Annotated in this window: 21 protein-coding genes; 14 read left to right on the forward strand and 7 right to left on the reverse strand. The window is 70.6% G+C overall.

The genetic code is table 11. From position 1 onward, the window contains the following. Complete coding sequence (locus KZC52_RS13180) at positions 1–969, forward strand: electron transfer flavoprotein subunit alpha/FixB family protein (protein ID WP_247624502.1); 969 nt, start codon at positions 1–3, stop codon at positions 967–969. A gap of 341 nt (positions 970–1,310) precedes the next feature. After that, the gene (locus tag KZC52_RS13185; RefSeq protein WP_308194260.1) at positions 1,311–2,621 is read left to right on the forward strand and encodes a cytochrome b/b6 domain-containing protein; all 1,311 of its coding nucleotides are present in this window, start codon (positions 1,311–1,313) and stop codon (positions 2,619–2,621) included. A 137-nt stretch (positions 2,622–2,758) separates the two neighbouring features. On the opposite strand, the gene KZC52_RS13190 is transcribed toward KZC52_RS13185, so the two are convergent. After that, positions 2,759–3,265, reverse strand: coding sequence for a GNAT family N-acetyltransferase (locus tag KZC52_RS13190; RefSeq protein WP_247624504.1), 507 nt, complete (start codon positions 3,263–3,265; stop codon positions 2,759–2,761). A 131-nt stretch (positions 3,266–3,396) separates the two neighbouring features. Here KZC52_RS13190 and KZC52_RS13195 point away from each other — a divergent pair, with 131 nt between their 5' ends. The 5 genes from KZC52_RS13195 to KZC52_RS13215 all read left to right on the forward strand — a co-directional run bounded on the left by KZC52_RS13195 (position 3,397) and on the right by KZC52_RS13215 (position 11,272). Beyond that, a complete protein-coding gene (locus KZC52_RS13195) occupies positions 3,397–3,957 on the forward strand; it encodes an acyl-CoA thioesterase (RefSeq protein WP_247624505.1) in 561 nt (186 codons plus the stop codon). A 71-nt stretch (positions 3,958–4,028) separates the two neighbouring features. Then, entirely contained in the window at positions 4,029–7,751 is a 3,723-nt protein-coding gene (locus KZC52_RS13200) for a proline dehydrogenase family protein (protein WP_247624506.1), read from the forward strand. Between the two features lie 211 nt (positions 7,752–7,962). After that, positions 7,963–8,841 carry a dimethylargininase gene (ddaH, locus tag KZC52_RS13205; RefSeq protein WP_247624507.1) on the forward strand — a complete coding sequence of 293 codons (879 nt, stop codon included), beginning with the start codon at positions 7,963–7,965 and terminating at the stop codon, positions 8,839–8,841. Next, positions 8,838–10,034 (forward strand): ornithine--oxo-acid transaminase, encoded by a 1,197-nt coding sequence (gene rocD, locus KZC52_RS13210; RefSeq protein WP_247624508.1) that lies wholly within the window; start codon positions 8,838–8,840, stop codon positions 10,032–10,034. Before ddaH ends, rocD begins: the two co-directional genes overlap by 4 nt. 71 nt (positions 10,035–10,105) lie before the next feature. Then, positions 10,106–11,272 carry a hypothetical protein gene (locus KZC52_RS13215; protein WP_247624509.1) on the forward strand — a complete coding sequence of 389 codons (1,167 nt, stop codon included), beginning with the start codon at positions 10,106–10,108 and terminating at the stop codon, positions 11,270–11,272. A 121-nt stretch (positions 11,273–11,393) separates the two neighbouring features. On the opposite strand, the gene KZC52_RS13220 is transcribed toward KZC52_RS13215, so the two are convergent. From KZC52_RS13220 to KZC52_RS13230, 3 genes are all read right to left on the reverse strand, one after another. Continuing rightward, positions 11,394–11,777 (reverse strand): hypothetical protein, encoded by a 384-nt coding sequence (locus KZC52_RS13220; RefSeq protein ID WP_247624510.1) that lies wholly within the window; start codon positions 11,775–11,777, stop codon positions 11,394–11,396. A 214-nt stretch (positions 11,778–11,991) separates the two neighbouring features. Then, positions 11,992–13,326, reverse strand: coding sequence for an MFS transporter (locus KZC52_RS13225; RefSeq protein WP_247624511.1), 1,335 nt, complete (start codon positions 13,324–13,326; stop codon positions 11,992–11,994). Between the two features lie 5 nt (positions 13,327–13,331). Then, positions 13,332–13,772 carry a MarR family winged helix-turn-helix transcriptional regulator gene (locus KZC52_RS13230; RefSeq protein WP_247624512.1) on the reverse strand — a complete coding sequence of 147 codons (441 nt, stop codon included), beginning with the start codon at positions 13,770–13,772 and terminating at the stop codon, positions 13,332–13,334. Between the two features lie 59 nt (positions 13,773–13,831). Here KZC52_RS13230 and KZC52_RS13235 point away from each other — a divergent pair, with 59 nt between their 5' ends. The 5 genes from KZC52_RS13235 (at position 13,832) to KZC52_RS13255 (ending at position 18,581) form a co-directional block, all read left to right on the forward strand. After that, complete coding sequence (locus tag KZC52_RS13235; protein ID WP_247624513.1) at positions 13,832–14,569, forward strand: copper homeostasis protein CutC; 738 nt, start codon at positions 13,832–13,834, stop codon at positions 14,567–14,569. Positions 14,570–14,598: 29 nt separating this feature from the next. Beyond that, positions 14,599–15,465: an alpha/beta fold hydrolase gene (locus tag KZC52_RS13240; RefSeq protein WP_247624514.1), complete on the forward strand. Its 867-nt coding sequence runs from the start codon at positions 14,599–14,601 to the stop codon at positions 15,463–15,465. Between the two features lie 181 nt (positions 15,466–15,646). After that, the gene (locus KZC52_RS13245) at positions 15,647–16,384 is read left to right on the forward strand and encodes a DUF1684 domain-containing protein (protein WP_247624515.1); all 738 of its coding nucleotides are present in this window, start codon (positions 15,647–15,649) and stop codon (positions 16,382–16,384) included. A 131-nt stretch (positions 16,385–16,515) separates the two neighbouring features. Then, positions 16,516–17,565, forward strand: coding sequence for a lipoate-protein ligase LplAB (gene lplAB / locus KZC52_RS13250; RefSeq protein ID WP_247624516.1), 1,050 nt, complete (start codon positions 16,516–16,518; stop codon positions 17,563–17,565). Between the two features lie 71 nt (positions 17,566–17,636). Further along, a complete protein-coding gene (locus tag KZC52_RS13255) occupies positions 17,637–18,581 on the forward strand; it encodes a DNA-methyltransferase (RefSeq protein WP_372491582.1) in 945 nt (314 codons plus the stop codon). A 19-nt stretch (positions 18,582–18,600) separates the two neighbouring features. Here KZC52_RS13255 and KZC52_RS13260 read toward each other — a convergent pair whose 3' ends face one another. From KZC52_RS13260 to KZC52_RS13270, 3 genes are read right to left on the reverse strand one after another with little or no spacing between them, the layout of a single operon-like run. Continuing rightward, positions 18,601–19,014: a cupin domain-containing protein gene (locus KZC52_RS13260; RefSeq protein WP_247624517.1), complete on the reverse strand. Its 414-nt coding sequence runs from the start codon at positions 19,012–19,014 to the stop codon at positions 18,601–18,603. Next, positions 19,011–20,414: an NAD(P)/FAD-dependent oxidoreductase gene (locus KZC52_RS13265; RefSeq protein ID WP_247624518.1), complete on the reverse strand. Its 1,404-nt coding sequence runs from the start codon at positions 20,412–20,414 to the stop codon at positions 19,011–19,013. Before KZC52_RS13265 ends, KZC52_RS13260 begins: the two co-directional genes overlap by 4 nt. Positions 20,415–20,463: 49 nt before the next feature. Continuing rightward, on the reverse strand, positions 20,464–20,928 hold the full coding sequence (locus KZC52_RS13270; protein ID WP_247624519.1) for an Lrp/AsnC family transcriptional regulator: 465 nt from the start codon (positions 20,926–20,928) through the stop codon (positions 20,464–20,466). A gap of 99 nt (positions 20,929–21,027) precedes the next feature. Here KZC52_RS13270 and KZC52_RS13275 point away from each other — a divergent pair, with 99 nt between their 5' ends. Continuing rightward, positions 21,028–22,461: a gamma-aminobutyraldehyde dehydrogenase gene (locus KZC52_RS13275; RefSeq protein ID WP_247624520.1), complete on the forward strand. Its 1,434-nt coding sequence runs from the start codon at positions 21,028–21,030 to the stop codon at positions 22,459–22,461. A gap of 220 nt (positions 22,462–22,681) precedes the next feature. Next, complete coding sequence (locus tag KZC52_RS13280) at positions 22,682–23,830, forward strand: ROK family transcriptional regulator (RefSeq protein ID WP_247624521.1); 1,149 nt, start codon at positions 22,682–22,684, stop codon at positions 23,828–23,830. Positions 23,831–23,846: the final 16 nt, after the last annotated feature.

Genomic DNA, 23,846 nt, shown 5'->3' on the forward strand with positions numbered 1-23,846 from the left:
ATGGGCTACCCCGAGAACCCGATCCTCGTGCTCGTCGACGTCGACCCTGCCGGTGCTCCCGCCTCGAGTACGGCCGCGCTGCTCGGCGCGGCCTCGACGATCGGTGCGCCGGTCGCCGTGATCGTGGGCAGCTCCTCCGATGCCGCCGCCGAGGTCGCCGCGCTCGGAGCATCCGTCGTGCTCACGGCCGATGCGGATGCCGCCGTCCTCACCGTGCCCGTGGTCGACGCCCTGCAGGCCGCGTTCGAGCGGGTGCAGCCCGACGCGGTGCTCGTGTCGAACTCGATCGCCGGACGCGACGCCGCCGCCCGTCTCGCCGTGCGCGCAGGGCTCGCGTTGTCGGTCGACGCGATCGGGGTGTCGCGCGACGACGAGGGCGTGGTCGCGCACCACTCCGTCTACGGCGGCGCGTACCTCGTGGACTCCGCTCCCACCTACGGCGCGCCGGTCATCACGGTGCGTCAGGGCGCGGTGGATGCCCGGGCCGAGGCCGTCGCCTCCCCCTCGGTCGAGGTGCTCGACGTCGCCGGGTCGGGGGTCGCCGCGGCATCCGTCGGCCCGATCGAAGCCGTCGAGCAGGCCTCGTCGCGGCCCGAACTGCGCGGGGCGACCCGTGTCGTCTCGGGTGGACGCGGACTCGCCTCGAAGGAGAAGTTCGTGCTCGTCGAGGAACTCGCCGATGCCCTCGGCGCCGCGGTCGGCGCCTCGCGCGCCGCCGTCGACGCGGGGTACATCCCGCAGTCGCACCAGGTCGGGCAGACCGGTGTCTCGGTGTCGCCGCAGCTGTACGTCGCGCTCGGCATCTCGGGTGCGATCCAGCACCGCGCGGGCATGCAGACCTCCAAGACCATCGTGGCGATCAATAAAGACGGCGAGGCCCCGATCTTCGACGTCGCCGATTTCGGTATCGTCGGCGACCTGTTCACGATCGTGCCTCAGGTGATCGCCGCCCTCGAGGCCCGGAAGTAGGGGAGTCCATGGTCTCCGAGGCTCAGGAGGGGCGGATGCTGCGTCGCGGTCTGCCGCGCGTACCCGGGGGAGAGCCCTGGCCGCCGGCGGGCGCCTCGGCGGGGTGGGTGCCTTCGACGGGCTCAGGGACCCAGGTTTCTGCGGAGCGGGGCCCTTCGACAAGCTCAGGGACCCAGGTTCTTCCCGCTGAGACGGAGTGGGTCGCTGAGCCTGTCGAAGCGTCCCCCCACGAGACGCCGAGCTCCCTCCGTCGCGGACTCCCGCGCACGCCGGGTGGAGAGCCGTGGCCACCGGTCGGAGCTCCCGCGGGGCGGGGCCCTTCGACAGGCTCAGGGACCCAGGTGTCCGAGCCGGTCGCTGACCCGGTCCCTGATCCGGAGCCCGTCGCTGAGCAGGAATCGGTCGCTGAACGAAACCGGGTCGCTGAGCCTGTCGAAGCGTCCGCCCACGAGACTCCCGTCACGTCCGGCATCCGCCGTGGTCTCCCGCGCACTCCGGGCGGCGAGCCCTGGCCGCCGGCCGGCACCGTCGCGGGGCGGGGCCCTTCGACAGGCTCAGGGACCCAGGTTCGTCCCGTCGAACCCGACGGGCCCGCTGAGCAGGACGGGGTCGCTGAGCAGGATCGGGTCGATGACCTCGTCGAAGCGTCCCCCCGCGCGGCACTCGTCGTCACCGCGACCGCCCCGCCCCGCCCTCCCACGGCCTGGAACGGCACTGCCCCGCGCCGAATCGCGACCGCGGCCGCCGCATCCGCTCGTCCGCGCCCGACCTGGACGCAGGGCATCGCCGTGCTGTTCGGTGCCGCAGCCCTCGGTGTTCTCGCGGCGGCCGCGGTCGCGCTCGTGCGCACGCTGCTGAGCTTCCCGTTCATGCAGGACTTCCTCGCGGCGTTCCCCGGCGAGTACACCTCGCCGATCGCCGTCGAGCCGGGCTTCGCGCCGTGGGTCGGGTGGCAGCACTTCTTCAACGTGTTCCTGATGGTGCTGATCATCCGCTCGGGTCTGCGGGTGCGCACCGAGAAGCGGCCGACCGTGTTCTGGGCGCCGCGGGGAAATCCCAAGGGCAAGATCAGCCTGACGCTGTGGTTCCATCAGGCGCTCGACATCCTGTGGCTCGTGAACGGTGTCGTGTTCGTGGTGCTGCTGATCGTCACCGGGCACTGGGTGCGGATCGTGCCGACGAGCTGGGAGGTCTTCCCGAATGCGCTGTCGGCGGCCCTGCAGTACGTGTCGTTCGACTGGCCGCACGAGAACGGCTGGAACAACTACAACAGTCTGCAGCAGCTCGCCTACTTCGCGACCGTTTTCATCGCTGCCCCGCTGGCGGCGATCACCGGCTTCCGGATGTCGGGGCTGTGGCCCAAGAAGGCCGAGAAGCTCTCGAAGGCGTACCCGGTGGAGTGGGCGCGGGCGCTGCACTTCCCGATCATGCTGTATTTCGTGGCGTTCATCATCGCGCACGTGGCGCTGGTGATCCTGACCGGATTCCTGCGCAACCTCAACCACATGTACGCGTCTCAGGATGCCGTGACGTGGACGGGCTTCTGGGTGTTCGTGGTGTCGCTCGTGGTGATCGCCGGCGCGTGGGTGGCGGCTCGCCCCCTGGTGCTCGCCCCTATCGCGAAGGTCTTCGGCAACGTGTCGGGGCGGTAGCCCCGCGCACCCCTGCGATCGCCGCGACCCCCGAAAGCGTCGAGACCCACCGAAAACGTCGAGACCCATCACGCCCGACGTGGGCGGTGATGGGTCTCGACGATCGTGGTGGGTCTCGGCGCCCGAGGAACGGATGCTCAGCGCGTGAAGCGCACCTCGGTCAGCGTCTCGCCGAGGAACGGTTCGGTGTGGGTGGCGCCGTCGAGCGTGAAGCCGTTGCGCGCGTAGAAGCGGTGCGCGCGGGGGTTGTCCTCGGCGACCCAGAGGTAGAGCGGGGCGTCCTTCTCGACGGTGGCGTCGAAGAGCTTCTGGCCGATGCCGGTGGAGTGCCAGGCATCGAGCAGGTAGATGAAGTACAGCTCGCGCAGCCCCGGGGCGTCCTTGTCGCGGGCGGGACCGGAGCCGGCGAAGCCGACGATCTCGCCGTCGACGAGGGCGGCGCGCATCGTGAAGTCGGGGCCCTGTGAGGCCCAGTGCGTCCACAGCTCGGCCATGCGGCGCGGCGACACCTTCTCGAGGGCGGCCTTGCTGATCAGGTGGTCGTAGGTCTCGTGCCAGCACTGGGCGTGCACGCGACCGAGGGCTTCCGCGTCCACATCACGGACCGGACGGACGATGACTTCGGGCTGGGCTTCGGCGCTCATGTTCGTGACTCTACGCGCGGCATCCGCTATCCGGAAATCGAGCGGATGCCGTCGATGGCCGCCCACGAGGGCATGGAGGATCTCGACAATGATCTTCGCGGATCGTGCGCGGATGAATACGATCATTCCTCGTGAACGTGATCTGGCGCACCCTCCTGGTGATCTTCCGTGCTCGCTCCCGCGTGCGGCGGGGCAAGACCCTCGATCCGACGGCGGTGGGCAGCATCCGTCTGACGACCCTGCCGACCGACATCGACGTCCTGCGGCACATGAACAACGGCCGCTACCTGTCGCTGTTCGACCTCGGGCGCTGGGATCTGCTCATCCGCACCGGGCTGTTCGACGCGATGAAGGACAACCGCTGGTACGCGGTGGTCTCGAGCGAAACGGTGACCTTCCGCAGGTCGCTCGTGCCGTGGCAGCGGTTCGAGGTGCAGTCGCGGTTCATCGGGCACGACGATCGGGCGCTGTTCCTCGAGCACCGCGCGGTCGTGAAGGGTCAGATCTATGCGCGGGCGATCGTGCGGGCGAGGATGCTGCGCCGCTCCGGCGGCACCGTGTCGAACGAGGAGCTGTTCGCCGCGGTCGGCAAGCCCGAGGGCGTGCCCGAGATCGATGCGTGGGTGCACGAGTGGGCCGCGGCATCCGCCCTGCCGCCCGTGCGCGATCAGGCTCCGAGCGTCTGGAACTGACAGGGCGCCACCCGCGGAATCACGGGCGAGCCAGCGGGCCGAGACACCGCCTCCGCCCTAGGGTGAGAGACATGGCAGAGTCGTCGTCTCCTTCTTCGGATGCCGCGGCATCCGCTCCTCTGGCCGACCGGGCCGTCGAGCTCGCCCGTCGCTGGGTGATCGAGGCCGCGGCGGCCGACGTCGATCCCGCCGCCGCACGCCTCGCCGGGGTGCTGCGCGACGCGAACGGCCTGCCCTTCACGCTCGGTTTCGTCGACGGTGTGATGCGGCCCGAGAGCCTGGGCGCAGCGGCATCCCGTCTGCATCGGATCGCGCCGATCGTGCCCGACTTCCTGCCCTGGTACCTGCGCGGCGCGGTGAAGCTCGGCGGCGGGATCGCCCCGGTGCTCCCCGCCCCGACCGTTCCGATCGCCCGCCGCGTGCTGCGTGAGATGGTGGGGCACCTCGTCGTCGATGCCCGCCCGGCCAAGCTCGGCCCGGCGATCGCGAAGATCCGCGAATCGGGCGCCCGCCTCAACCTCAACCTGCTCGGCGAGGCCGTGCTCGGGGAGGGCGAGGCGCAGCGCCGGCTCGACGGCATCCACGATCTGATCCGCCGCCCCGACGTCGACTACGTCTCGGTCAAGGTCTCGGCCGTCGTCAGCCACATCTCGATGTGGGCGTTCGACGAGGTCGTCGACCGGGTGGTCGAGCGGCTGCTGCCGCTGTACCTGACGGCGGCGGGCCCTTCGACAGGCTCAGGGACCCAGGGGGAGACAGGCTCAGGCGCCCCCACCTTCATCAACCTCGACATGGAGGAGTACCGCGACCTCGACCTGACGATCGCGGTGTTCACGCGCATCCTCGAGGACCCGCGCCTGGCGAACCTGCATGCCGGCATCGTGCTGCAGGCGTACCTGCCCGACGCCCTGCCCGCCCTGCAGGAGCTCACCGCCTGGGCGCAGGACCGCGTCGCCCACGGCGGCGCCCCCATCAAGATCCGTCTCGTCAAGGGCGCGAACCTCGCCATGGAGCGCGTCGAGGCGACCATGCACGGGTGGACTCCGGCGACCTACGACACCAAGCTCGACACGGATGCCAACTACCTCCGCTGCCTCGACTGGGCGCTGCAGCCCGAACGCACCGAGGCCGTGCACCTCGGCATCGCCGGGCACAACCTGTTCGGCATCGCCTACGCCTGGCTGCTCGCGGGCGAGCGCGGAGTGCGCGACCAGGTCGAGTTCGAGATGCTGCTCGGCATGGCTCAGGGGCAGGTGCAGGCGGTCTCGCGCGAGGTCGGCCCCGTGCTGCTCTACGTGCCGGTCGTCGCACCCGCCGAGTTCGATGTCGCGATCAGCTATCTCGTGCGCCGTCTCGAGGAGAACGCGTCGAGCGAGAACTTCCTCTCGGCGGCATTCCAGCTCGGCGAGGACGAGACCCTGTTCGAGCGCGAGCAGGATCGCTTCCTCGACGCCCTCGACCGCTCGACCGACCCGAATCTGCGCACCGGTCCCCGCAGGCGTCAGGACCGGCTCGCCCCGATGCACGAGTCCGTGCGTCCGTTGCCGGCGGCCCCGCAGCCCGAGGTCGACCTCACCAAGGCCGTGCTCGGCATCTCGCGCGGATCGACCGGCGACGACGGATTCGAGGGCGAGCCATTCCTCGAGACCGCCGTCTACGCGCCCCGCGAGCTGGTCGACGAGACGGCGGGTGCGCCCGGCTTCACGAACGCGGTCGACAGCGACCCGGCGCTCCCCGCCAACCGCGAGTGGGCACGCGGCATCCGCGAACGCATCGCCACCTCGACCGCCGGGGACGACACCCTCGCCACGGCCCGCATCGATGAGGGGGACGAGCTCGAGCGCATCGTCGCGACGGTGCGGGATGCCGCGCCCTCCTGGGGCTCCCGCCCCGCCGCCGATCGATCCGAGGTGCTGCTGCGGGCGGCCGCCGCACTCGAGTCCCGTCGCGGCGAACTGATCGAGGTCGCGGCATCCGAGACCGGCAAGGTCTTCGCCGAGGCCGACGTCGAGGTCAGCGAGGCCGTCGACTTCGCCCGCTACTACGCGGCGACCGCGCGCGAGCTCGATGCGATCGCGGGGGCGGCGTTCGTTCCGGCATCCGTCACGGTCGTCACCCCGCCCTGGAACTTCCCCGTCGCGATCCCCGCCGGCGGAGTGCTGGCCGCGCTCGCCGCGGGATCGGGCGTGATCTTCAAGCCGGCGCCGCAGGCGCGGAGGTGCGCCGCCGTGATCGCTGAAGCGCTCTGGCAGGCGGGCGTGCCCCGCGACGTGCTCGCGCTCGTCGACATCGAGGAGGGCGCGCTCGGCCAGCAGCTCGTCACCCACGAGGCGGTGGATCGCGTGATCCTGACCGGGTCGTGGGACACGGCGGCGCTCTTCCGCTCGTGGCGCCCCGACCTGCCGCTGCTCGCCGAGACCAGCGGCAAGAACGCGATCATCATCACCCCCTCCGCCGACCTCGACCTCGCGGTCGCCGACCTCGTCAAGAGCGCCTTCGGTCATGCGGGGCAGAAGTGCTCGGCGGCGTCGCTCGCGATCCTCGTCGGGCCGGTCGGCCGCTCGCAGCGCTTCGCCCGGCAGCTGTCGGATGCCGTGCGCTCGCTGCACGTCGGATGGCCCACCGACCCGCTCGCCGAGGTCGGGCCCGTCATCGAGAAGCCGCAGGGCAAGCTGGCCTGGGCGCTGTCGCAGCTCGAGGGTGACGAGAAGTGGCTCATCGAACCGTCGCTCTCGGCGGACGACGACGGTAGCGGACGCCTGTGGACCCCGGGAGTGCGCGTCGGCGTGCGGGCCGGGTCGCGGTTCCACCTCGAGGAGTTCTTCGGGCCGGTGCTCGGTGTGATGTACGCGCCGACGCTGTCGGCCGCGATCGAGATGCAGAACGCCGTCGCCTACGGCTTGACCGCGGGCCTGCACACCCAGGACCCGGGCGATCTCGCGACGTGGCTCGATACCGTGCAGGCCGGAAACCTCTACGTGAACCGTGGCATCACCGGGGCGATCGTGCAGCGTCAGCCGTTCGGGGGATGGAAGCGCTCCTCGGTCGGTCCCGGTACGAAGGCCGGCGGTCCGAATTACCTCATCGGCCTCGGATCGTGGCGCTCGCGTCCCGGATCCACCCCGTCGAGCACGCTGCACCTGCGCGGCCTCGACTCGCGCATCACCGCCCTGATCGAGTCGGCCCAGCCCTCTCTCGACTTCGAGTCGTTCGAGTGGCTGCGGCGGTCGGCCCTGTCGGACGCCCTCGCCTGGGACCGCGAGTTCGGCCAGGTGCGCGACGTCTCGCGGCTGGGCGTCGAACGCAACCTCTTCCGGTACCGCCCGCTGCCCGTCGAGCTGCGGGCGACGGCGGATGCTCCGCTGCAGGAGGTGCTGCGCACGGTGCTCGCCGCGGTGCGGGCCGGTGCGGGCTTCGTGCTGTCGGTCTCGGCGGGGCTGCCGGCCGGAGTGCGCCACGCGCTCGGCGATCTCGACGCGGCGGTGTTCCTCGAGACGGATGACGAGTGGCTCGCGCGCGTGAGCGGCTCGGGATCGGAATCGGATGCCGACGGCGAAGGGGTGCTCACGGCCCGGGCCGCGCGCATCCGCCTGATCGGATCGCGCCCCGCGGTGGCGGCGGCGCACGCGGCGCTCGCCCGCGCGGTCGACGGCGATCCCGACCTCGCGGTCTACGACGGCGAGGTGACCTCGGCCGGTCGCATCGAGTTGCTGCCCTTCGTGCACGAGCAGGCGATCTCGATCACCGCCCACCGCTTCGGCAATCCCGACCCGGTCTTCGCCGAGGTGATCTGAGGCTGCCCCCTCACCGCGGGACCCCGGCGATTCGAAACGCGAATCAACCGAACCCCCGGCGCTCTGGCACCCCACAGCCCACGGATGGCACAATGAAACCGGCGTGCCCGAGTCGCATCTTCCCCGTCCCCGCTCTGAGAAGAGTCCCGGGTCGAACTTCCGCCGGGCCCCTGGACAGCGTCCGCCGCACCCGTTCATTCGAGGAGCATCCATGTCGACGCCTGAGACCGCCGTGGCATCCGCCCCCGCGCGCACCGCGCACCACCGCCGCTACCTGATGTGCAAGCCCGAGCACTTTACGGTCAACTACTCCATCAATCCGTGGATGGAGCCGTCTAAGCCGACCGACACCGCCAACGCGGTCGCGCAGTGGCAGAAGCTCTACGACCTCTACATCGAACTGGGCCACGAGGTCGAGCTCATCGAGCCGCTCGCCGGCTACCCCGACATGGTCTACACGGCCAACGGCGGATTCCTCATCGACGGCCGCGCGTACGTGCCCGAGTTCCGCTTCGTCGAGCGCCAGGGCGAGGCGCCCGCGTTCGCCGAGTGGTTCCGCCGGGCCGGCTACGACACGGTCATGCCGAAGGAGGTCAACGAAGGCGAGGGCGATTTCCTGCTCGTCGGCGACGTGATCCTGGCCGGCACCGGCTTCCGGTCGACCGGAGACAGCCACCGCGAGGTCGGCGAGGTCTTCGGCCGCGAGGTCGTCTCCCTCAACCTCACCGACCCGCGCTTCTACCACCTCGACACGGCCATCGCGGTGCTCGACCCGGTGCAGGGCATCGAGAACGGCGGCCCCGAGCGCGCCAACATCGCGTACCTGCCGGGCGCCTTCGACGATGCGAGCCGCGCGATCCTCGAGGAGCGCTTCCCCGACGCGATCCTCGTGTCGGACGAGGACGGCGCCGTCTTCGGCCTCAACTCGGCGAGCGACGGCTACAACGTCATCATCTCGCCGCGCGCGAAGGGCTTCGCGAAGCAGCTGCGCGAGCGCGGCTACAACCCGATCACCGTCGACCTCTCCGAGCTGCTGCTCGGCGGTGGCGGCATCAAGTGCTGCACGCTCGAACTGCGGGGCGCGAAGTGACGACCGACGCGGTGGCGACGGCAACCACGCACGTCGCCCACAACTACCACCCGCTGCCGGTGAACATCGCGCGCGGAGACGGTGCGTGGGTGACGGACGTCGAGGGCAAGCGCTACCTCGACCTGCTCGCCGCCTACTCGGCCGTGAACTTCGGGCACCGGCATCCGGCGCTCGTCGCTGCCCTCACCGAGCAGCTCGGTCGCGTGACACTCATCAGCCGTGCGTTCCAGAGCGACCGGCTCGAGCCGTTCGCCGCCGCCCTCGCGAAGCTCGCCGGCAAAGACCTGGTGCTGCCGATGAACACGGGCGCCGAGGCGGTCGAGACCGGCATCAAGGTCGCGCGCGCCTGGGGCTACCGGGTCAAGGGCATCGCCGACGGCAAGGCCCGCATCATCGTCGCGGGCGGCAACTTCCACGGCCGCACGACGACGATCGTCAGTTTCAGCGACGACGAGCAGGCGCGCGACGGCTTCGGCCCGTACACGCCCGGTTTCGACATCGTGCCCTACGGGGACGCGGATGCCATCGCCGCCGCGATCACGGATGACACGGCCGCCGTGCTCGTCGAGCCCATCCAGGGTGAGGCCGGCGTCGTGATCCCGCCCGAGGGGTATCTGCGTCGCATCCGCGAGATCTGCGACGAGAAGAACGTGCTCTTCATCGCCGACGAGATCCAGTCGGGACTCGGCCGCGTGGGCGAGACGTTCGCGAGCGATCGTGAGGGCGTCGTGCCCGACCTCTACCTGCTCGGCAAGGCCCTCGGCGGCGGACTGCTGCCGGTGTCGGCGGTCGTCGGGAACGAAGACGTGCTGGGGGTCATCCGTCCGGGCGAGCACGGCTCGACCTTCGGCGGCAACCCGCTCGCGGCGGCCGTCGGTCTGCGCGTGGTCGAGATGCTCGAGACGGGCGAGTTCCAGGAGCGCGCCCGCGCCCTCGGCGCCCACCTCGCCACGGCACTCGAACCGCTCATCGGGCACGGTGTCACCGCGGTGCGCATCGCCGGTCTCTGGGCGGGTGTCGACATCGACCCCGCGAAGGGCACCGGTCGCGAGATCGCCGAGAAGCTCCTCGAGCGCGGTGTGCTCGTGAAGGACACGCACGGTCAGACGATCCGCATCGCCCCGCCGCTCGTGATCCGCGCGACCGAGCTCGACTGGGCGGTCGAACAGCTCCGGGTCGTGCTGGGCGCGTAGCGCCGCGGCATCCGTACGTCGTCCCCTCCGTCGACGCCGACATCGTTAGGCTGTCGGCGGAGGGGGAACCGATGGCATATCAGAATCCTGATGCCGTGGCGGCCGGAGCACCGCCCTGGCACCTGCCCACACCGCAACCGCGCCCGGCATCGGGCGGCATCCGCGGCTTCGTCTGGGCGCTCTGGCCGGTGATGAGCTGGCTGCTGCCGGTGTTCTTCGTGTTCCACGGGTTCCTCGGCGGAGGCGGGTGGGGCACGCTGATCCTGATGTTCACGTCGCCGATCTTCATCCCGGCGATGGGGCTGCTCGGCATGCTGCCGCGATTCATCCTGCGCAAGCGCGGGCACACGACCACTCCCGCCCCGCTCGTCTGGCTGCTGTTCGTGAACTGGTGGGCGTGGGTCGCCTTCACGATCACGATGCAGGACGCCGGCGACTCGGGGCCGCTGGAGACGCTGCTCGGCAGCCTCGTTCCCGCCCGACTCTCGTCGACCTACGAGCAGGGGATCTTCGTGGGAGCGGTCGTCATCGCGGCGCTGTCGTGGCTCGCGGTGCTGCTGCTCGGCATCGCTCAGCCGCCGCCGCGCCCGGGAGCGCCGACCCGCGGCGGCGCCTGGGACGCGGTCTCGTGGAACGCGGCCTTCCTGGTGCCCGCCCTGCTCGTGGGCGCGGTGGCGCTCGGCGTGCAGGTCACGGCGCTGCAGACGGATGCCGCGGGCGACACGGTGGCGCAGGTTGAGGCGCTGCCGATCTCCGCGCAGGCCGACCGTGCCGAGGTGAACTACACCCTCACGCAGCAGAAGCTCTCGGAGGTGCGAGAGATGATCGCCGAGGACGACTGGCGCGTGCGCGACGAGAACGGCGGCTGGGTGAGAGGACCGGCCTTCGCCTCGTCGTACGGCGCCTGCGGGGGATCGGATGCCGAGTGCTACGTCTTCGAGGTCGGATTCGCCCTGGAGACGACGCCCACCGGCTTCGACTCGTACGACGACGCATGGGATTCCCGGCTGAGCGAACTCGGCTGGAGGCCGTCCGAGCGCGGCTACGGGTGGACCGATGCCGACGGCTTCACCCTCGAGGTCGACCAGCGGCAGAACGTCGACCGGCTGGTCGTCGCGATCGAGAGCCCCTCGTGGTGGGGCGACACGTACGACATCCGTCAGGAGCTGGGGGAGGCCGACGAGGATCTCGGTCTCGGACTCACGTACCGCTTCGACGAGTGGCCGCCCCTGCGCTGAGCCCGCACCCGCCCACAGCGCGAACCACCCCCTCCGGGGCCTCCCGCATGCGGGTGGCTCGCTCTCGAGGGGGTGGTTCGTGCGTCACGGGGGATGACGCGCGCGCCGGCGAAGCTGGGGACTACGCGGGCGGGTTATCGGGGTCGAGGAGCTTCAGGGTGTCCTCTTCCGCTTCGTTGTCGGCCTGGAGCTGTCGCTCCGTGGTCTCGTCGCCTCCGAGAGGCGCCTCGCGATCGGGCCCGGCGTCGCCCTGGATGGCGCCGCGCGGGGAGTCGCCGTGCGAGCTGTCGCCCTGGAGCGCTCCGCCTTGGGCTGCGCCCTGGTTGCCGTGCTCGTCGCCCGGGGCGTCCTCGTCGGCATCGCCCTGAAGAGCGCCGCGCGGGGAGTCGCCGTGAGAGCTGTCGCCCTGGATGGCGCCGCCCTGTCCGGACTCCGGAACGCCGACGCGCTCCGCGCCCTCGGCCGGGTCTTCCGCGTGCGGGGTGTGTTCCGTGTTCTCGTCCATGGGCGCGACGTTACGCGCGGGTCACGGCATCCGAAGACCCCATTGACAAGGCTCGCCTTACTGCACTCACCGCACCCGTTCCGCTGTCCCTGCACCGATCGGTGCGAAATGCCGGTGATGAACGCCCGGAGTCGACATTCGGCACCGGTCCGTGCGGTTCTGCGCACGCGCACGCGACGGATGCCGTGACGGATGTCGCGACGGATGCCGGGGCCTACGGCGCCTCGGGGTCCTTCGGGTGGCGGATGGGCGTGGTGACCGCGGCCTCGTCGCTGAACTCCACCGGGTCGACCTCGTCGATCACGCTGAGGGGGCGGGTCTCGTCGAGCGTGAGCAGGAAGCGTCGATTCTCGTCGCGATGCAGACGCCCGGACGTGAACACCCAGATGGCGCCGATCGCGCAGGCGACGAGCCCCGCCGTACCGCCGAGCATGATCGCGGTGCGGGGACCGAAGGCATCCGCCACCCATCCGGCGATCGGTGCGCCCACCGGGGTCGATCCCATGATGACCGCCATGTACAGAGCCAGCACGCGCCCGCGCAGCGCCGGATCGGTCGTGATCTGCACGTAGCCGTTCGCGGTCGTGAGCAGCGTCACGATCATGAACCCGGTGAACATCAGTGTGATGCCGTAGGTGAGATAGGTGGGCATGGCGGCCGACACGAACGCGGCGACGCCGAAGCCTCCGGCCGCGAGGATCACGACGCGCACCCGCGCCCGATCGCGCCGCGCGGCGAGCAGGGCGCCGGCGAGAGAGCCGATCGCCAGGATCGACGACAGCACGCCGTAGCCGTCTGCTCCGGCCCCGAACTCGAGGGCCATGGTCGAGGCGAAGATCGGGAAGTTCATGCCGAACGCGCCGATCAGGAACACCGTCACGAACACGACCCGCAGGTCACTGCGGCCCCACACGTAGCGGAAGCCCGCCGCGAGTCCACCCCGCCCGCGGTTCTTGGGCCGCTTCGCGAGCAGGCTCGTGCGCAACAGGCCGAGCGCGAGGATCATCGCCAGGAACGTCGCCGCGTTGACGATGAACACCCAGCCCGACCCGATCGCCACGATCAGCAGACCGCCGACGGCGGGCCCGATCATGCGCGCGAGGTTGAACGAGGCCGAGTTCAGGGCGACGGCGTTGGAGGTGTCGGATGCCGACACCATGTCGGATACGAAGGCCTGGCGCGCCGGGGCGTCGAAGGCGTTCACGATGCCGAACCCCAGTGCGAACCCGAACATCATCGGCAGGGTCATGAGGCCGTTCAACAGCAGCACGCCGACGGCGATCGCGAGCAGCAGCAGTGCACTTTGGGTCGCGAGCAGGATGCGGCGACGCTCGAACCGATCGGCCACCCATCCGGTGAGGCTCACGAGCACGAGCGGCGGGCCGAACTGCAGTGCCATGGTGAAGCCCATGGCCGCCGCGTCGTTGTCGGTGAGCTCGGTGAGCACGACCCAGTCCTGCGCGGTCGCCTGCATCCAGCCGCCGACGTTCGAGACCAGGGCGCCGGCGAACCAGATGCGGTAGTTGATGTTCGCGAACGAACGGAACATCGCGCTCATCGGTCGGTCACCCGTCGCATCAGGATGCTCGCCTCGCGCAGCGTCGTGAGCTCGTCCTCCGTGAAGTCGAGGTCGGCGAGCATGTCGGCCAGCAGCACGTCGCGGCGGCGGATGGTCTCGACGACGAGTTCGGCGCCGGCATCCGTGATCTCGACCTGCACGCGGCGGCGGTCGTCCTCGTCGACGGCGCGGGTGACGTAGCCCTGCTCCTCGAGGCCGTTGATGGTGTTGGTCATCGAGGGGGCGGTCACCCGTTCGCGCTCGGCGAGGGTCGAGATGGTGCGGCGACCGTTCATGCGCAGGTCGGCGAGCACGGCGAGCTGCGCATCGCTCATGGAGTCGGCGGCGCGGGCGCAGCGCAGGCGTCGCGCGAGCCGGAACGTGGCCATGCGCAACTCGGTGGCGGTGAGCTGGAGGGAGTCGTCAGGCGAAGTCATTACTTAGTTAGTCTATCTAAGTAATAGACGCGCGGGGCGGGAACGGCAGAATGGAGCGCGTGACCCGAACGCCCGCTCTCGAAATCGCCGTGCAGGATCCCGCCGGAGTGCGCATCGCCGGAGAGGTCGGCGCCGCGCGCGTCGAACTCGCGACCGCGCTGGCGCTCGGCGGCCTCACCCCGTCGCCCGCCACGCTCGAACTCTCGGTCGAGGCGGCGCGCGAGGCAGATGTCGAGGTGCACGTGCTCGTGCGCCCGCGCGGCGGCGACTTCCACTACACCGACGAGGAGATCGCGATCTGCGAGCGCGACGTGCGTCGCGCGATCGAGGCCGGGGCCGAGGGCGTCGTGATCGGTGCTCTCGATGCGCACGGTGTGCTCGACGTCGACGCCATGGCCCGGCTGCGCGACGCGGCCGACGGAGCATCGGTCACCCTGCACCGCGCGATCGACGTCAGCCCCGACCCGCTCGCGACCCTCGACGCCGCGATCGCGCTCGGTCTGCGACGCGTACTCACCTCGGGCGGAGCATCCGCCGCGATCGACGGCATCGACACCCTCCGCGCGCTCGTCGCCCGCGCCGACGGACGCATCCAGATCATGGCGGGCAGCGGCGTCGGCGCCGTGAACGCCGCCGAGCTCGCCGGTACCGGAGTCGACGCCCTGCACTTCTCGGCCAAGCGCACCGTCACCGCCGAGGGCGGCGTGCGCATGGGTTCGGCCTCCGACGGCGTGGGCGGGTACGAGGTCACCGACCGCGACACCGCCTTCGCGGTTCGCTCCGCCCTCGGGCTGTGAGCCGCGCCCACGGTCGGTAGGCTCGCAGCGTGACGGATACCCGAGAGTTCACGGATGCCGACGGCATCGCCATCGTCTACGACGTGCACCCGGCGGCCACGACGCCCCGGGGTGTCGTGCAACTGCTGCACGGGGTCGGCGAGCACGCGGGTCGCTACGGTGCGCTGATCGCCGCGCTCACCGCGGCGGGCTTCACCGTCTACGCCGACGACCACCGCGGCCACGGCCGCACCGGCATCCGCCAGCACGGCGGGCCCGCGCGGTTGGGCCGGCTGGGCAAGGGCGGGCTCCGCGCCGCGAAGGATGCCGTCTGGCAGCTGACCGGCATCATCCGCGACGAGAACCCCGACCTGCCGCTCGTGCTGCTCGGGCACTCGTGGGGATCGTTCCTCGCGCAGATGCTGCTGAACGAGCATCCCGAGGCGTTCGATGCCGTGATCCTGTCGGGGTCGGCGCTGCGGATGCCGGGATCGCTCAGCGCTGCACCTCTCAACGCCCGCTGGGCGGGACCTGACGCCACCGGCTACGAGTGGCTCAGCCGCGACCCGGAGGTGTGGGCCGCGTTCGAGATCGACCCGCTCACCACGGGCGAGCCGCTGCTGAAGCTGTTCGGGCCGATCGAAGCCGCCAAGCTCTACGGGCGCCCGCGCCGAGACCTGCGGACGACGGGTGGCCGTGACATCCCCCTTCTGCTGCTCGTCGGGCGCGACGACCCGGTCGGCGGCCCCCGCAGCGTGCACAAGCTCGCCGACGAGTACCGCAGCCGCTCGGGCTTCACCGATGTGACGACCCTCGTCTACCCCGATGCCCGGCACGAGATCTTCGCCGAGCTGCAGCAGGACGAGGTGCGCGCCGACACCCTCGCCTGGCTCGACACGCACATCCCCCGGCGCTGAGCGTACTCTCGGTGGGGCCGCCCCCACGAGTGACGGTATGACGCCGGATGACGTCGGGTGAAGGTGCATGACACCCGCCCGACGGAAGCTCCGCCCCCGCCGTAGATTCAGGGCAACATTCCGCGGGCATCCGAGGAGACGTGCCCCCGCACGACCCTCCTCGCGACGGGAGGAGGGTCCGATGAGCTTCGAGAGCGACTGGCGTGCGTGGCACGATGAACGCGAACGCGTGGCGGGCGCCGACTACGGCCCGTCGGCCCTGGAGTCCACGAACTGGCTGATCTCCGAACCCGCCGCGGTCGAGAACGTGCCGGGGCTCTGGGCGGTCGGTGCCGAGGGTGAGATCCGCGGCACCGAGCTCGGGGTCGCCGGGGCCACCGTCACCCTGCGCCGGGGCGAGGCGCTGCGCTTCGGGCGACGCGAACTGCGGGTGTTCCCGCGGCGCGAGACCGTGGCGCTGCGGGTGTTCAACCCGGCCCGCCCGCAGCGCGAGCGGTTCAGTGCGATCGACGCCTACCGTCCCGATCCCGCCTGGCGGTTGCCGGCGACGTTCGAGCCCGCCACCGACGAGTCGATCACGATCGTCGCGATCGACGGCGACCAGCACGAGGCTCTGATCGCCGGGCGGCTGCGGTTCGAGATCCGCGGGGTCGCGCACGAGCTCACCGTGACGCGCAACGTGCGCGGTGGCCTCGGCGCCGTGTTCGCCGACGGGACCAACGGCATCGAGACGTTCCCGTTCCGCTTCCTCGCGATCGACGAGCCCGATGACGACGGCACCGCGGTGGTCGACTTCAACCGGGCGTACCTGCCGCCGTGCGCGTTCTCCGACCAGTTCGTGTGCCCGCTCCCGCCCGCGGGCAACCGCTTCACGGCACCCATCCGCGCCGGCGAGCGCGCCATCGTCCTCGGCCGCTGACCCCGTTTCGCGTGCGGGGACGCTTCGACAGGCTCAGCGACCCAGTTTCTGGACCTGGGTCCCTGAGCTTGTCGAAGGGCCCCACAACTTCGACCGCGACCAACAACCCCCGTCGGCCGTAGGCTGGGGAGGTGCACGGTGAATACAAGGTCCCCGGAGGAAAGCTCGTCGTCGTCGACCTCGAGGTCGACGACGGGAGGATCGCGCAGTTCCGGCTCGCGGGCGACTTCTTCCTCGAGCCCGACACGGCGCTCGATGCGATCAACGACGCCGTGAACGGCCTGCCGGTCGAATCGGATGCCTCCGTGATCGCGGCGGCCGTGCGCGATGCGCTCCCCGAGGGGGCTCAGCTTCTCGGCTTCACGCCGGAGGCCGTCGGAACCGTCGTGCGCCGCGCGCTCGTCACCGCTCCGGGATGGCGTGATTTCGACTGGGAGATCGTGCACGACAAGGCGGTCTCGCCGGCCATGAACCTCGCGCTCGACGAGGTGCTCACCTCGCGCGTCGGCGAGGGACGACGTCGCCCGACGCTGCGCATCTGGGAGTGGGACGGCTCGGCGGTCGTCATCGGATCGTTCCAGTCGTACCGCAACGAGGTCGACCCCGAGGGCGCCGCGCGTCACGGCTTCGACGTCGTCCGCCGCATCTCGGGCGGCGGCGCGATGCTCATCCCCGAGGGGCAGATCATCACGTACTCGCTGTACGTTCCGGCATCCCTCGTCGCGGGCATGACGTTCGCCGACTCGTATGCGTTCCTCGACGACTTCGCCCTGCAGGCGCTGCGCTCGCTCGGCATCGATGCGGTCTACCGCCCCCTCAACGACATCGCGAGTTCGACCGGCAAGATCGGCGGGGCCGCACAGAAGCGTCTCGCCAACGGAGGCGTGCTCCACCACGCCTCGCTGTCGTACGACCTCGACGGCCAGGTCATGACCGAGGTGCTGCGCATCGGCCGCGAGAAGCTGAGCGACAAGGGCACCACGTCGGCGGCCAAGCGCGTCGACCCGCTGCGCAGCCAGACCGGGCTCAGCCGCGAGGAGATCATCGACCGCTTCATCGAGACCTTCCGCTCGCTCACCGCGGCCGAGGACGGCACGGTCGCGGACGACGAGTACGCTGCGGCCGAGGAGCTGGTCGAGACGAAGTTCTCGACCGACGCGTGGCTGCACCGGGTGCCGTGACCGACCCGGTACCCACTCCGCCCGTCCCGATCGAACAGGACGTCTCCATCGCACCGGTGCGGGTCGGGTCGGTGTCGATCCTCGAGGGCGACAACCTCGCCGCCGTGCGCGCGCTGCCCGATGCCTCGTTCACGCTGGTGTACCTCGATCCCCCCTTCAACACGGGCCGCGCGCGCGAACGGCAGATCGTCACCGCGACGCGGACGCGCACAATTCCGGAAGAATCGGATGCCGAGGGGCAGATCGACCCGGAATCGGCGGGTTCGGAGGCATCCGTCCTGAATTATGACCGGCCGGACGCCGAGACCCCGCCCGCCGAGACCGCGCCCGCCGAGATCCGCCACGGCTTCCACGGCCACCGCTACGAGCGGGTGCGCGGGATGCTGCGCACCTACGACGACCGCTTCGACGACTACGGCGACTTCCTCATGCCGCGTCTCGAGGAGGCGTGGCGACTGCTCGCCGACGACGGCACGCTCTACCTGCACCTCGACTACCGCGAGGCGCACTACGCGAAGGTGATGCTCGACGCGGTGTTCGGACGCGACTCGTTCCTCAACGAGCTGATCTGGGCCTACGACTACGGCGCGAAGTCGCGCAGCCGCTGGCCCACCAAGCACGACACGATCCTCGTGTACGTGAAGAATCCGCGCGCGTACTTCTTCGACTCCGATGAGGTCGACCGCGAGCCCTACATGGCCCCCGGCCTCGTCACGCCCGAGAAGGCGGCGCGCGGAAAGCTGCCGACCGATGTGTGGTGGCACACGATCGTGCCGACGACCGGGCGCGAGAAGACGGGGTATCCGACGCAGAAGCCCGAGGGCATCCTGCGACGCATCATCCGGGCGTCGAGCCGTCCCGGAGACCGGGTACTCGACCTCTTCGCCGGCAGCGGCACGACCGGCGCGGTCGCATCGGCGCTGGGGCGCGACAGCGTGCTGGTCGACGACAACCCCGAGGCGATCCGGGTGATGCGCGAGCGGATGCCGCACGCCGAGGTCACCCGCGTCGGCTGAGCCCGAGCATCGGCTCGTCTCAGGCGATGTAGATCTTGCGCAGGGTCTCGGTGACGGTCCAGACCGTGCGCTGGCCCTCGGCCAGGCGCACGACGGAGCCGGGGGAGACGTCGAGATCGGGCAGATCGGGGTCGTCGAAGGCGATGCGCGCCCGGCCCGAGAGCACGACGAAGACCTCGTCGGTCTCGGTGTCGGATGCCGTTCCCGGCGTCATCTCCCAGATGCCGATCTCGGTGCCCCCGAGCAGGGCGAGCGGGTGCACGGCGGTGGTCGGGTCGCCCGAGACGACGTCGGATGCCGGCAGCGGCACGTGCACGAGCGCGAGGGTCGCGGCATCCGCTCCCGTGCCGGGGGTGAGCCCCTCGGCCGGTTCGGGGGTGAGCCCCTCGGCCGGTTCGGGGGTGAGCCCCTCGTCGGGGATCGTGTCGCTCACGAGTCGAATCCCATGCCGAGCGCGTCGAGCGTCTTGAGGAAGAGATTGCGCTTGCCCCCGTTGTGATCGGCGCGATCCATCGCGGCGCGCACGAGGTTGATGCCCACCGCGGCGGCGGGTTCGGGCGGGAAGGGCACCGGGCGCTGCCGCACCATTTGCAGCGCGGTGCGTTCGGTCTCCTCGCCCGCGAGCTTGTCGAGCATGACGTCGGCGGCGAACCGCGCCGCGCCCACACCGAGTCCGGTGAACCCGGTGGCGTAGGTCACCCGGCCCTTGCGTGCGGTGCCGAAGAACGCGCAGAAGCGGCTCGACGAGTCGATCGCCCCGGCCCAGCGGTGCGTGAAGCGCAGCCCCTCGAGCTGGGGGAACGTGGTGAAGAAGTGCGAGGCCAGCCGCCGGTGGCTCTCCATCCGGTCTTCGTACTCGGGGCGCACCTTGCCGCCGTAGTGGTAGACCGCGTCGTAGCCGCCGAACAGGATGCGGTCGTCGGCGGTGAGCCGGTAGTAGTGGAACTGGTTGGCGCTGTCGGCGAGGCCCTGCCGGTTCCGCCACCCGATCGAGGAGAGCTGCTCGGTGCTCAGCGGCTCGGTCATCAGCACGTAGTCGTACACGGGCACCGTCATCAGACGGTTGCGCTTGAGCAGCGAGGGGAAGACGTTCGTGGCCAGCGCGACGGCATCCGCCACGACCCGGCCGTCGCGGGCCTCGACGGTGATCGCGCCCGATCCGTCGCCGAGGATGTCCTGCACGAGAGTGCGCTCGTAGATCTCCACGCCGAGGTCGGTCGCGACGCGGGCGAGCTCGAGCCCGAGCTTGGCGGGGTGCACGAGGGCGGTGGTGTCGCGCTCCCACGCGCCTGCGAGGAACGTGGGGGAGTGCACCTCGGCCTGCACGGCATCCTGGTCGAGGAATCCGTCCTCCTCGCGCAGCCACTCGACCTGGTGCGGTTCGACCGCGACGGCGAGCTGCCCGGTGCGTTCGAACTCGGCATCCATCCCGTAGCGCGCGACGGTGTCGGCGATGCCGTCGAGGTTCTCGAGCCCGAGCCGTTCGAGCTGCGCGATCTCGTCGGGCCAGCGGTTCACGCCGTTCTCGTGACCGTGGGTGATGCTCGCCTCGCAGAACCCGCCGTTGCGGCCGGAGGCCGCCCACGCGACGCGCGACGCCTCGACGAGCACGACCCGGCGATCGGGGTCGCGCTCCTTGGCGCGGATCGCGGTCCACAGCCCCGCGTACCCGCCGCCGACGATCGCGAGGTCGGCCTCGATCGCACCGGTCAGTGTCGGGTACTCGGTGCGCTGCACGTCGTCGAGCCAGAACACGGCGAACGAGGTGTCGCGCAGGGACTCGTCGATGACGGAGTCCTGCGGGCGGCGGCGTTCGAAGACGGTGGTTCCCATGCGCGCTCCCTTGTTCTCAGTTGGTTCTCTCAGTGGATGAGGTGCGCGGTCAGCGCGTTCCCCAGTTGTAGAGGTCCTTGTAGAGCCCGGCGTAGAGCAGGCTCTCGGTGTGCACGATGCCGGGGATGGTGCGGATGCGCGTCGCGATCAGTTCGAGCAGGTCGGCGTCGCTCTCGCACACGGCCTCGACGAGGATGTCGAAGCTGCCGAGGGTGACGACGACGTAGGCGAGTTCGGTGATCTCGGTGAGCTGCTCGGCGACCGCACGCGGGTCGCCGGTGACGCGGATGCCGATCATCGACATCCGGTGGAATCCGAGCTGCAGGGGGTCGGTGACCGCGACGATCTGGATCGTTCCGGCATCGGTCATGCGCTGCACGCGCTGGCGGGTGGCGGCCTCGCTGAGACCCACCTCCCGCCCGATCTCGGCGTAGGGGCGCCGGCCGTCCTCCTGGAGCAGCTCGATGATCCGCTTCGAGATGTCGTCCAGCACCGGCTGTGTCTTCGTGCCCATGCGTCGATATTGACAGGCGGATGCCGGTGGTGCAACCGATTCAGTCGTCGGTGGCTTCCGGGCCTTCCGATTCCGAAAGTGCCGCGCTACTGTGGCCGCATGCGCACTGAGAGCTTGCAGAACTTCATCGGCGGTCGGTTCGTCCCCGTGTCCGGCGCAGGCGACCTTCCGCTCATCGACCCCGCCACCGAGGAGGAGTACGGCCGGCTCCCGGTGTCGGATGCCGGTGACGTCGATGCCGCCTACGCCGCGGCATCCGCTGCCTTCCCGCTGTGGCGCGACACGACACCCGCCGACCGGCAGCTCGCCCTCTTCCGCATCGCCGACGACATGGCCGCGCGGGCCGAGGAGTTCGCCGATCTCGAGTCGCGCGACACCGGCAAGCCGCGCGCGAGCCTCGTCGAGGACGAGATCATGCAGTCGGTCGATCAGCTGCGGTTCTTCGCCGGTGCCGCGCGGTCGCTCGAGGGGCGCGCGGCGGGGGAGTACCTCGCCGGGCACACGTCGTTCGTGCGCCGCGAGCCGATCGGCGTGATCGGGCAGGTCACGCCCTGGAACTACCCGCTGAACATGGCCGTGTGGAAGATCGCGCCGGCGCTCGCCGCGGGCAACACCGTCGTGCTCAAGCCCGCCGAGACGACCCCGCTGTCGACGTTGCTGCTCGCCGAGATCGTGGCGCTGCACACCCCGGCCGGAACGTTGAACGTCGTGCTGGGCGACCGCGAGACCGGCGTCGCGCTGGTGGAGCATCCGACACCGCAGATGGTCGCGATCACCGGCTCGGTGCGCGCAGGCATGGCGGTGGCGCGGTCGGCGGCGAACGACGTCAAGCGCGTGCACCTCGAGCTCGGCGGCAAGGCCCCGGCGATCGTCTTCGCGGATGCCTCGGTGTCGAAGGCGGTCGAGGGGATCGTGACCGGTGCGTTCTTCAACGCCGGGCAGGACTGCACCGCGGCGACGCGCGTGCTCGTGCACGAGTCCCTGCACGACGAGCTCGTGGCGGCGCTGGTCGCGCGGGCGGAGTCGGATGCCCGCACCGGCGGACCACGCGAGGACGGCGTGCTCTACGGCCCGCTCAACAGTGCGGCGCAGCTGGAGCAGGTGTCGGGATTCGTGTCGAGGTTGCCCGCGCACGCCCGGGTGGAGACCGGGGGAGCGCGGCAGGGAGATCGCGGCTACTTCTGGCCCGCGACGATCGTGTCGGGGGTGCGGCAGGACGACGAGATCGTGCAGGGCGAGGTCTTCGGGCCGGTGCTCACGGTGCAGCCGTTCTCCACCGACGAGGAGGCGCTCGAGCTGGCGAACGACGTGCCGTACGCGCTCGCCGCGTCGGTCTGGACGAGCGATCACGCCCGGGCGATGCGGTTCTCGCGCGACCTCGACTTCGGGTGCGTGTGGATCAACACGCACATCCCCTTCGTCTCCGATATGCCGCACGGTGGGTTCAAGCACTCCGGCTACGGCAAGGACCTCTCGCAGTACGGCTTCGACGACTACACCCGCATCAAGCACGTGATGAGCGCGTTGGACTGAGCGCGCCCCCGTCGAGACACCATCTCCGGCGCGAGACATCACGCCTCTCGTGGTGTTTCGCGCTCGGAATGATGTCTCGGTGCTCGGCGCGCGCCGCACGTCCGAATGCGACACGAAGTGTCGACCCGTGGGCCTCCGGTATGCCATGCTCGATGAAGCCGATGGGGGATCGGCCACTCTCACCAATCGAACGTCTCACAGAAAGACCGACCGGAGCGCGATGAGCAGGCCCCTCGCCGGACCGCAGACACTGTTGCGCTCGATCAACGGGCGCGCGATCCTCGAGACGCTCGCCAGTGAAGGTCCGCAGACGCGCACCGATCTGATGGAGGCCACCGGGCTGTCGCGCACCGCCGTGACGCAGGTGCTGCGCATGCTCGAGAGCGCCGGCGCCGTCGCGCCCGACGGTGTCGACCGCAGCTCGCGCGGACCGGCCGCCGGCAAGGTCGGACTGCACCCGCACCTCGGATTCGCCGCCGCCGTGCACGTCGACCACCGCGCGGCGCACGTCGTGCTCGTCGACGCGACCGGGGCGGTGCGTGCCGAAGCGCACGGCGACTTCCCGCGGAAGGACGACAACGAGACCCGGGTCGCGCACATCGCCGCGCTCATCGACCGCTGCAATGCGACCGTCGCCGGACCGCTGCACCTCGCGCTGATCGGCGTGCCCGGCATCGTGACCGCCGACGGCAGCATCCGCAACGATCAGGGGCCCGACGGCGGCGCGTTCCGCTCGGCTCTCACCGACCGGCTCGGCTGCCCCGTGCGCATCGAGAACGACGTGAACCTCGCCGCCCTCGCCGAACTCACCGCCGGTGCAGGCGCCGAGCTGTCGAGCTTCTCGCTGCTGCTGCTCGACGAGGGTCTCGGCGCCGGAACCGTGATCGACGGCGCCCTGCACCGCGGGTTCTCCGGCGTGGCGGGCGAGGTCATGTACCTGCCGCAGACGCCCCTGCCCGTCGGCGCCCCCGTCGTGAACGACCAGGTCGTCGCCGACCTCGCGCTCATCAACGGCCGTGACCAGAACACGCCCCTCGAAGAGCACCTCGATGCCGCGGCCGCCGGCGACGAGGCGGCGATGCAGATGGCGATCGAGCTCGGCAAACGCCTCGCGCTCGTCGCCGGCAGCATCGGTCTCGTCCTCGACCCCGAAGCGTTCATCCTCAGTGGGCAGGCCGCGCACCCCGTGCTCGTCGACATCATCCATCAGGTCGCCGAGCAGTACTCCGCCCGCCTTCCGCTGCGGTTCGTCGTCTCCAGCTTCGGCCCGGAGGCGCCACTCGTCGGCGCGGTCGGCGAAGCGGCATCCGCCCTGCGTGCCACGCTCTTCGCCCGCGTTCTCACCACACCCGAAAAGCCCGGCCGGTGACCGGCACTCCCGACAG

Source organism: Microbacterium galbinum, from assembly GCF_023091225.1.
GTDB lineage: Bacteria > Actinomycetota > Actinomycetes > Actinomycetales > Microbacteriaceae > Microbacterium > Microbacterium galbinum.

Excerpts from the sequence above, each read along its gene's own strand:
- KZC52_RS13190 (WP_247624504.1), bottom strand. The coding sequence starts at position 3,265 with ATGAGCGCCGAAGCCCAGCCCGAAGTCATCGTCCGTCCGGTCCGTGAT.
- KZC52_RS13230 (WP_247624512.1), bottom strand. The coding sequence starts at position 13,772 with ATGACTTCGCCTGACGACTCCCTCCAGCTCACCGCCACCGAGTTGCGC.
- KZC52_RS13215 (WP_247624509.1), top strand. The coding sequence starts at position 10,106 with ATGGCATATCAGAATCCTGATGCCGTGGCGGCCGGAGCACCGCCCTGG.
- KZC52_RS13220 (WP_247624510.1), bottom strand. The coding sequence starts at position 11,777 with ATGGACGAGAACACGGAACACACCCCGCACGCGGAAGACCCGGCCGAG.
- KZC52_RS13265 (WP_247624518.1), bottom strand. The coding sequence starts at position 20,414 with ATGGGAACCACCGTCTTCGAACGCCGCCGCCCGCAGGACTCCGTCATC.
- KZC52_RS13270 (WP_247624519.1), bottom strand. The coding sequence starts at position 20,928 with ATGGGCACGAAGACACAGCCGGTGCTGGACGACATCTCGAAGCGGATC.
- ddaH (WP_247624507.1), top strand. The coding sequence starts at position 7,963 with ATGTCGACGCCTGAGACCGCCGTGGCATCCGCCCCCGCGCGCACCGCG.
- KZC52_RS13275 (WP_247624520.1), top strand. The coding sequence starts at position 21,028 with ATGCGCACTGAGAGCTTGCAGAACTTCATCGGCGGTCGGTTCGTCCCC.
- KZC52_RS13225 (WP_247624511.1), bottom strand. The coding sequence starts at position 13,326 with ATGTTCCGTTCGTTCGCGAACATCAACTACCGCATCTGGTTCGCCGGC.
- KZC52_RS13200 (WP_247624506.1), top strand. The coding sequence starts at position 4,029 with ATGGCAGAGTCGTCGTCTCCTTCTTCGGATGCCGCGGCATCCGCTCCT.
- KZC52_RS13245 (WP_247624515.1), top strand. The coding sequence starts at position 15,647 with ATGAGCTTCGAGAGCGACTGGCGTGCGTGGCACGATGAACGCGAACGC.
- KZC52_RS13180 (WP_247624502.1), top strand. The coding sequence starts at position 1 with ATGGGCTACCCCGAGAACCCGATCCTCGTGCTCGTCGACGTCGACCCT.
- KZC52_RS13280 (WP_247624521.1), top strand. The coding sequence starts at position 22,682 with ATGAGCAGGCCCCTCGCCGGACCGCAGACACTGTTGCGCTCGATCAAC.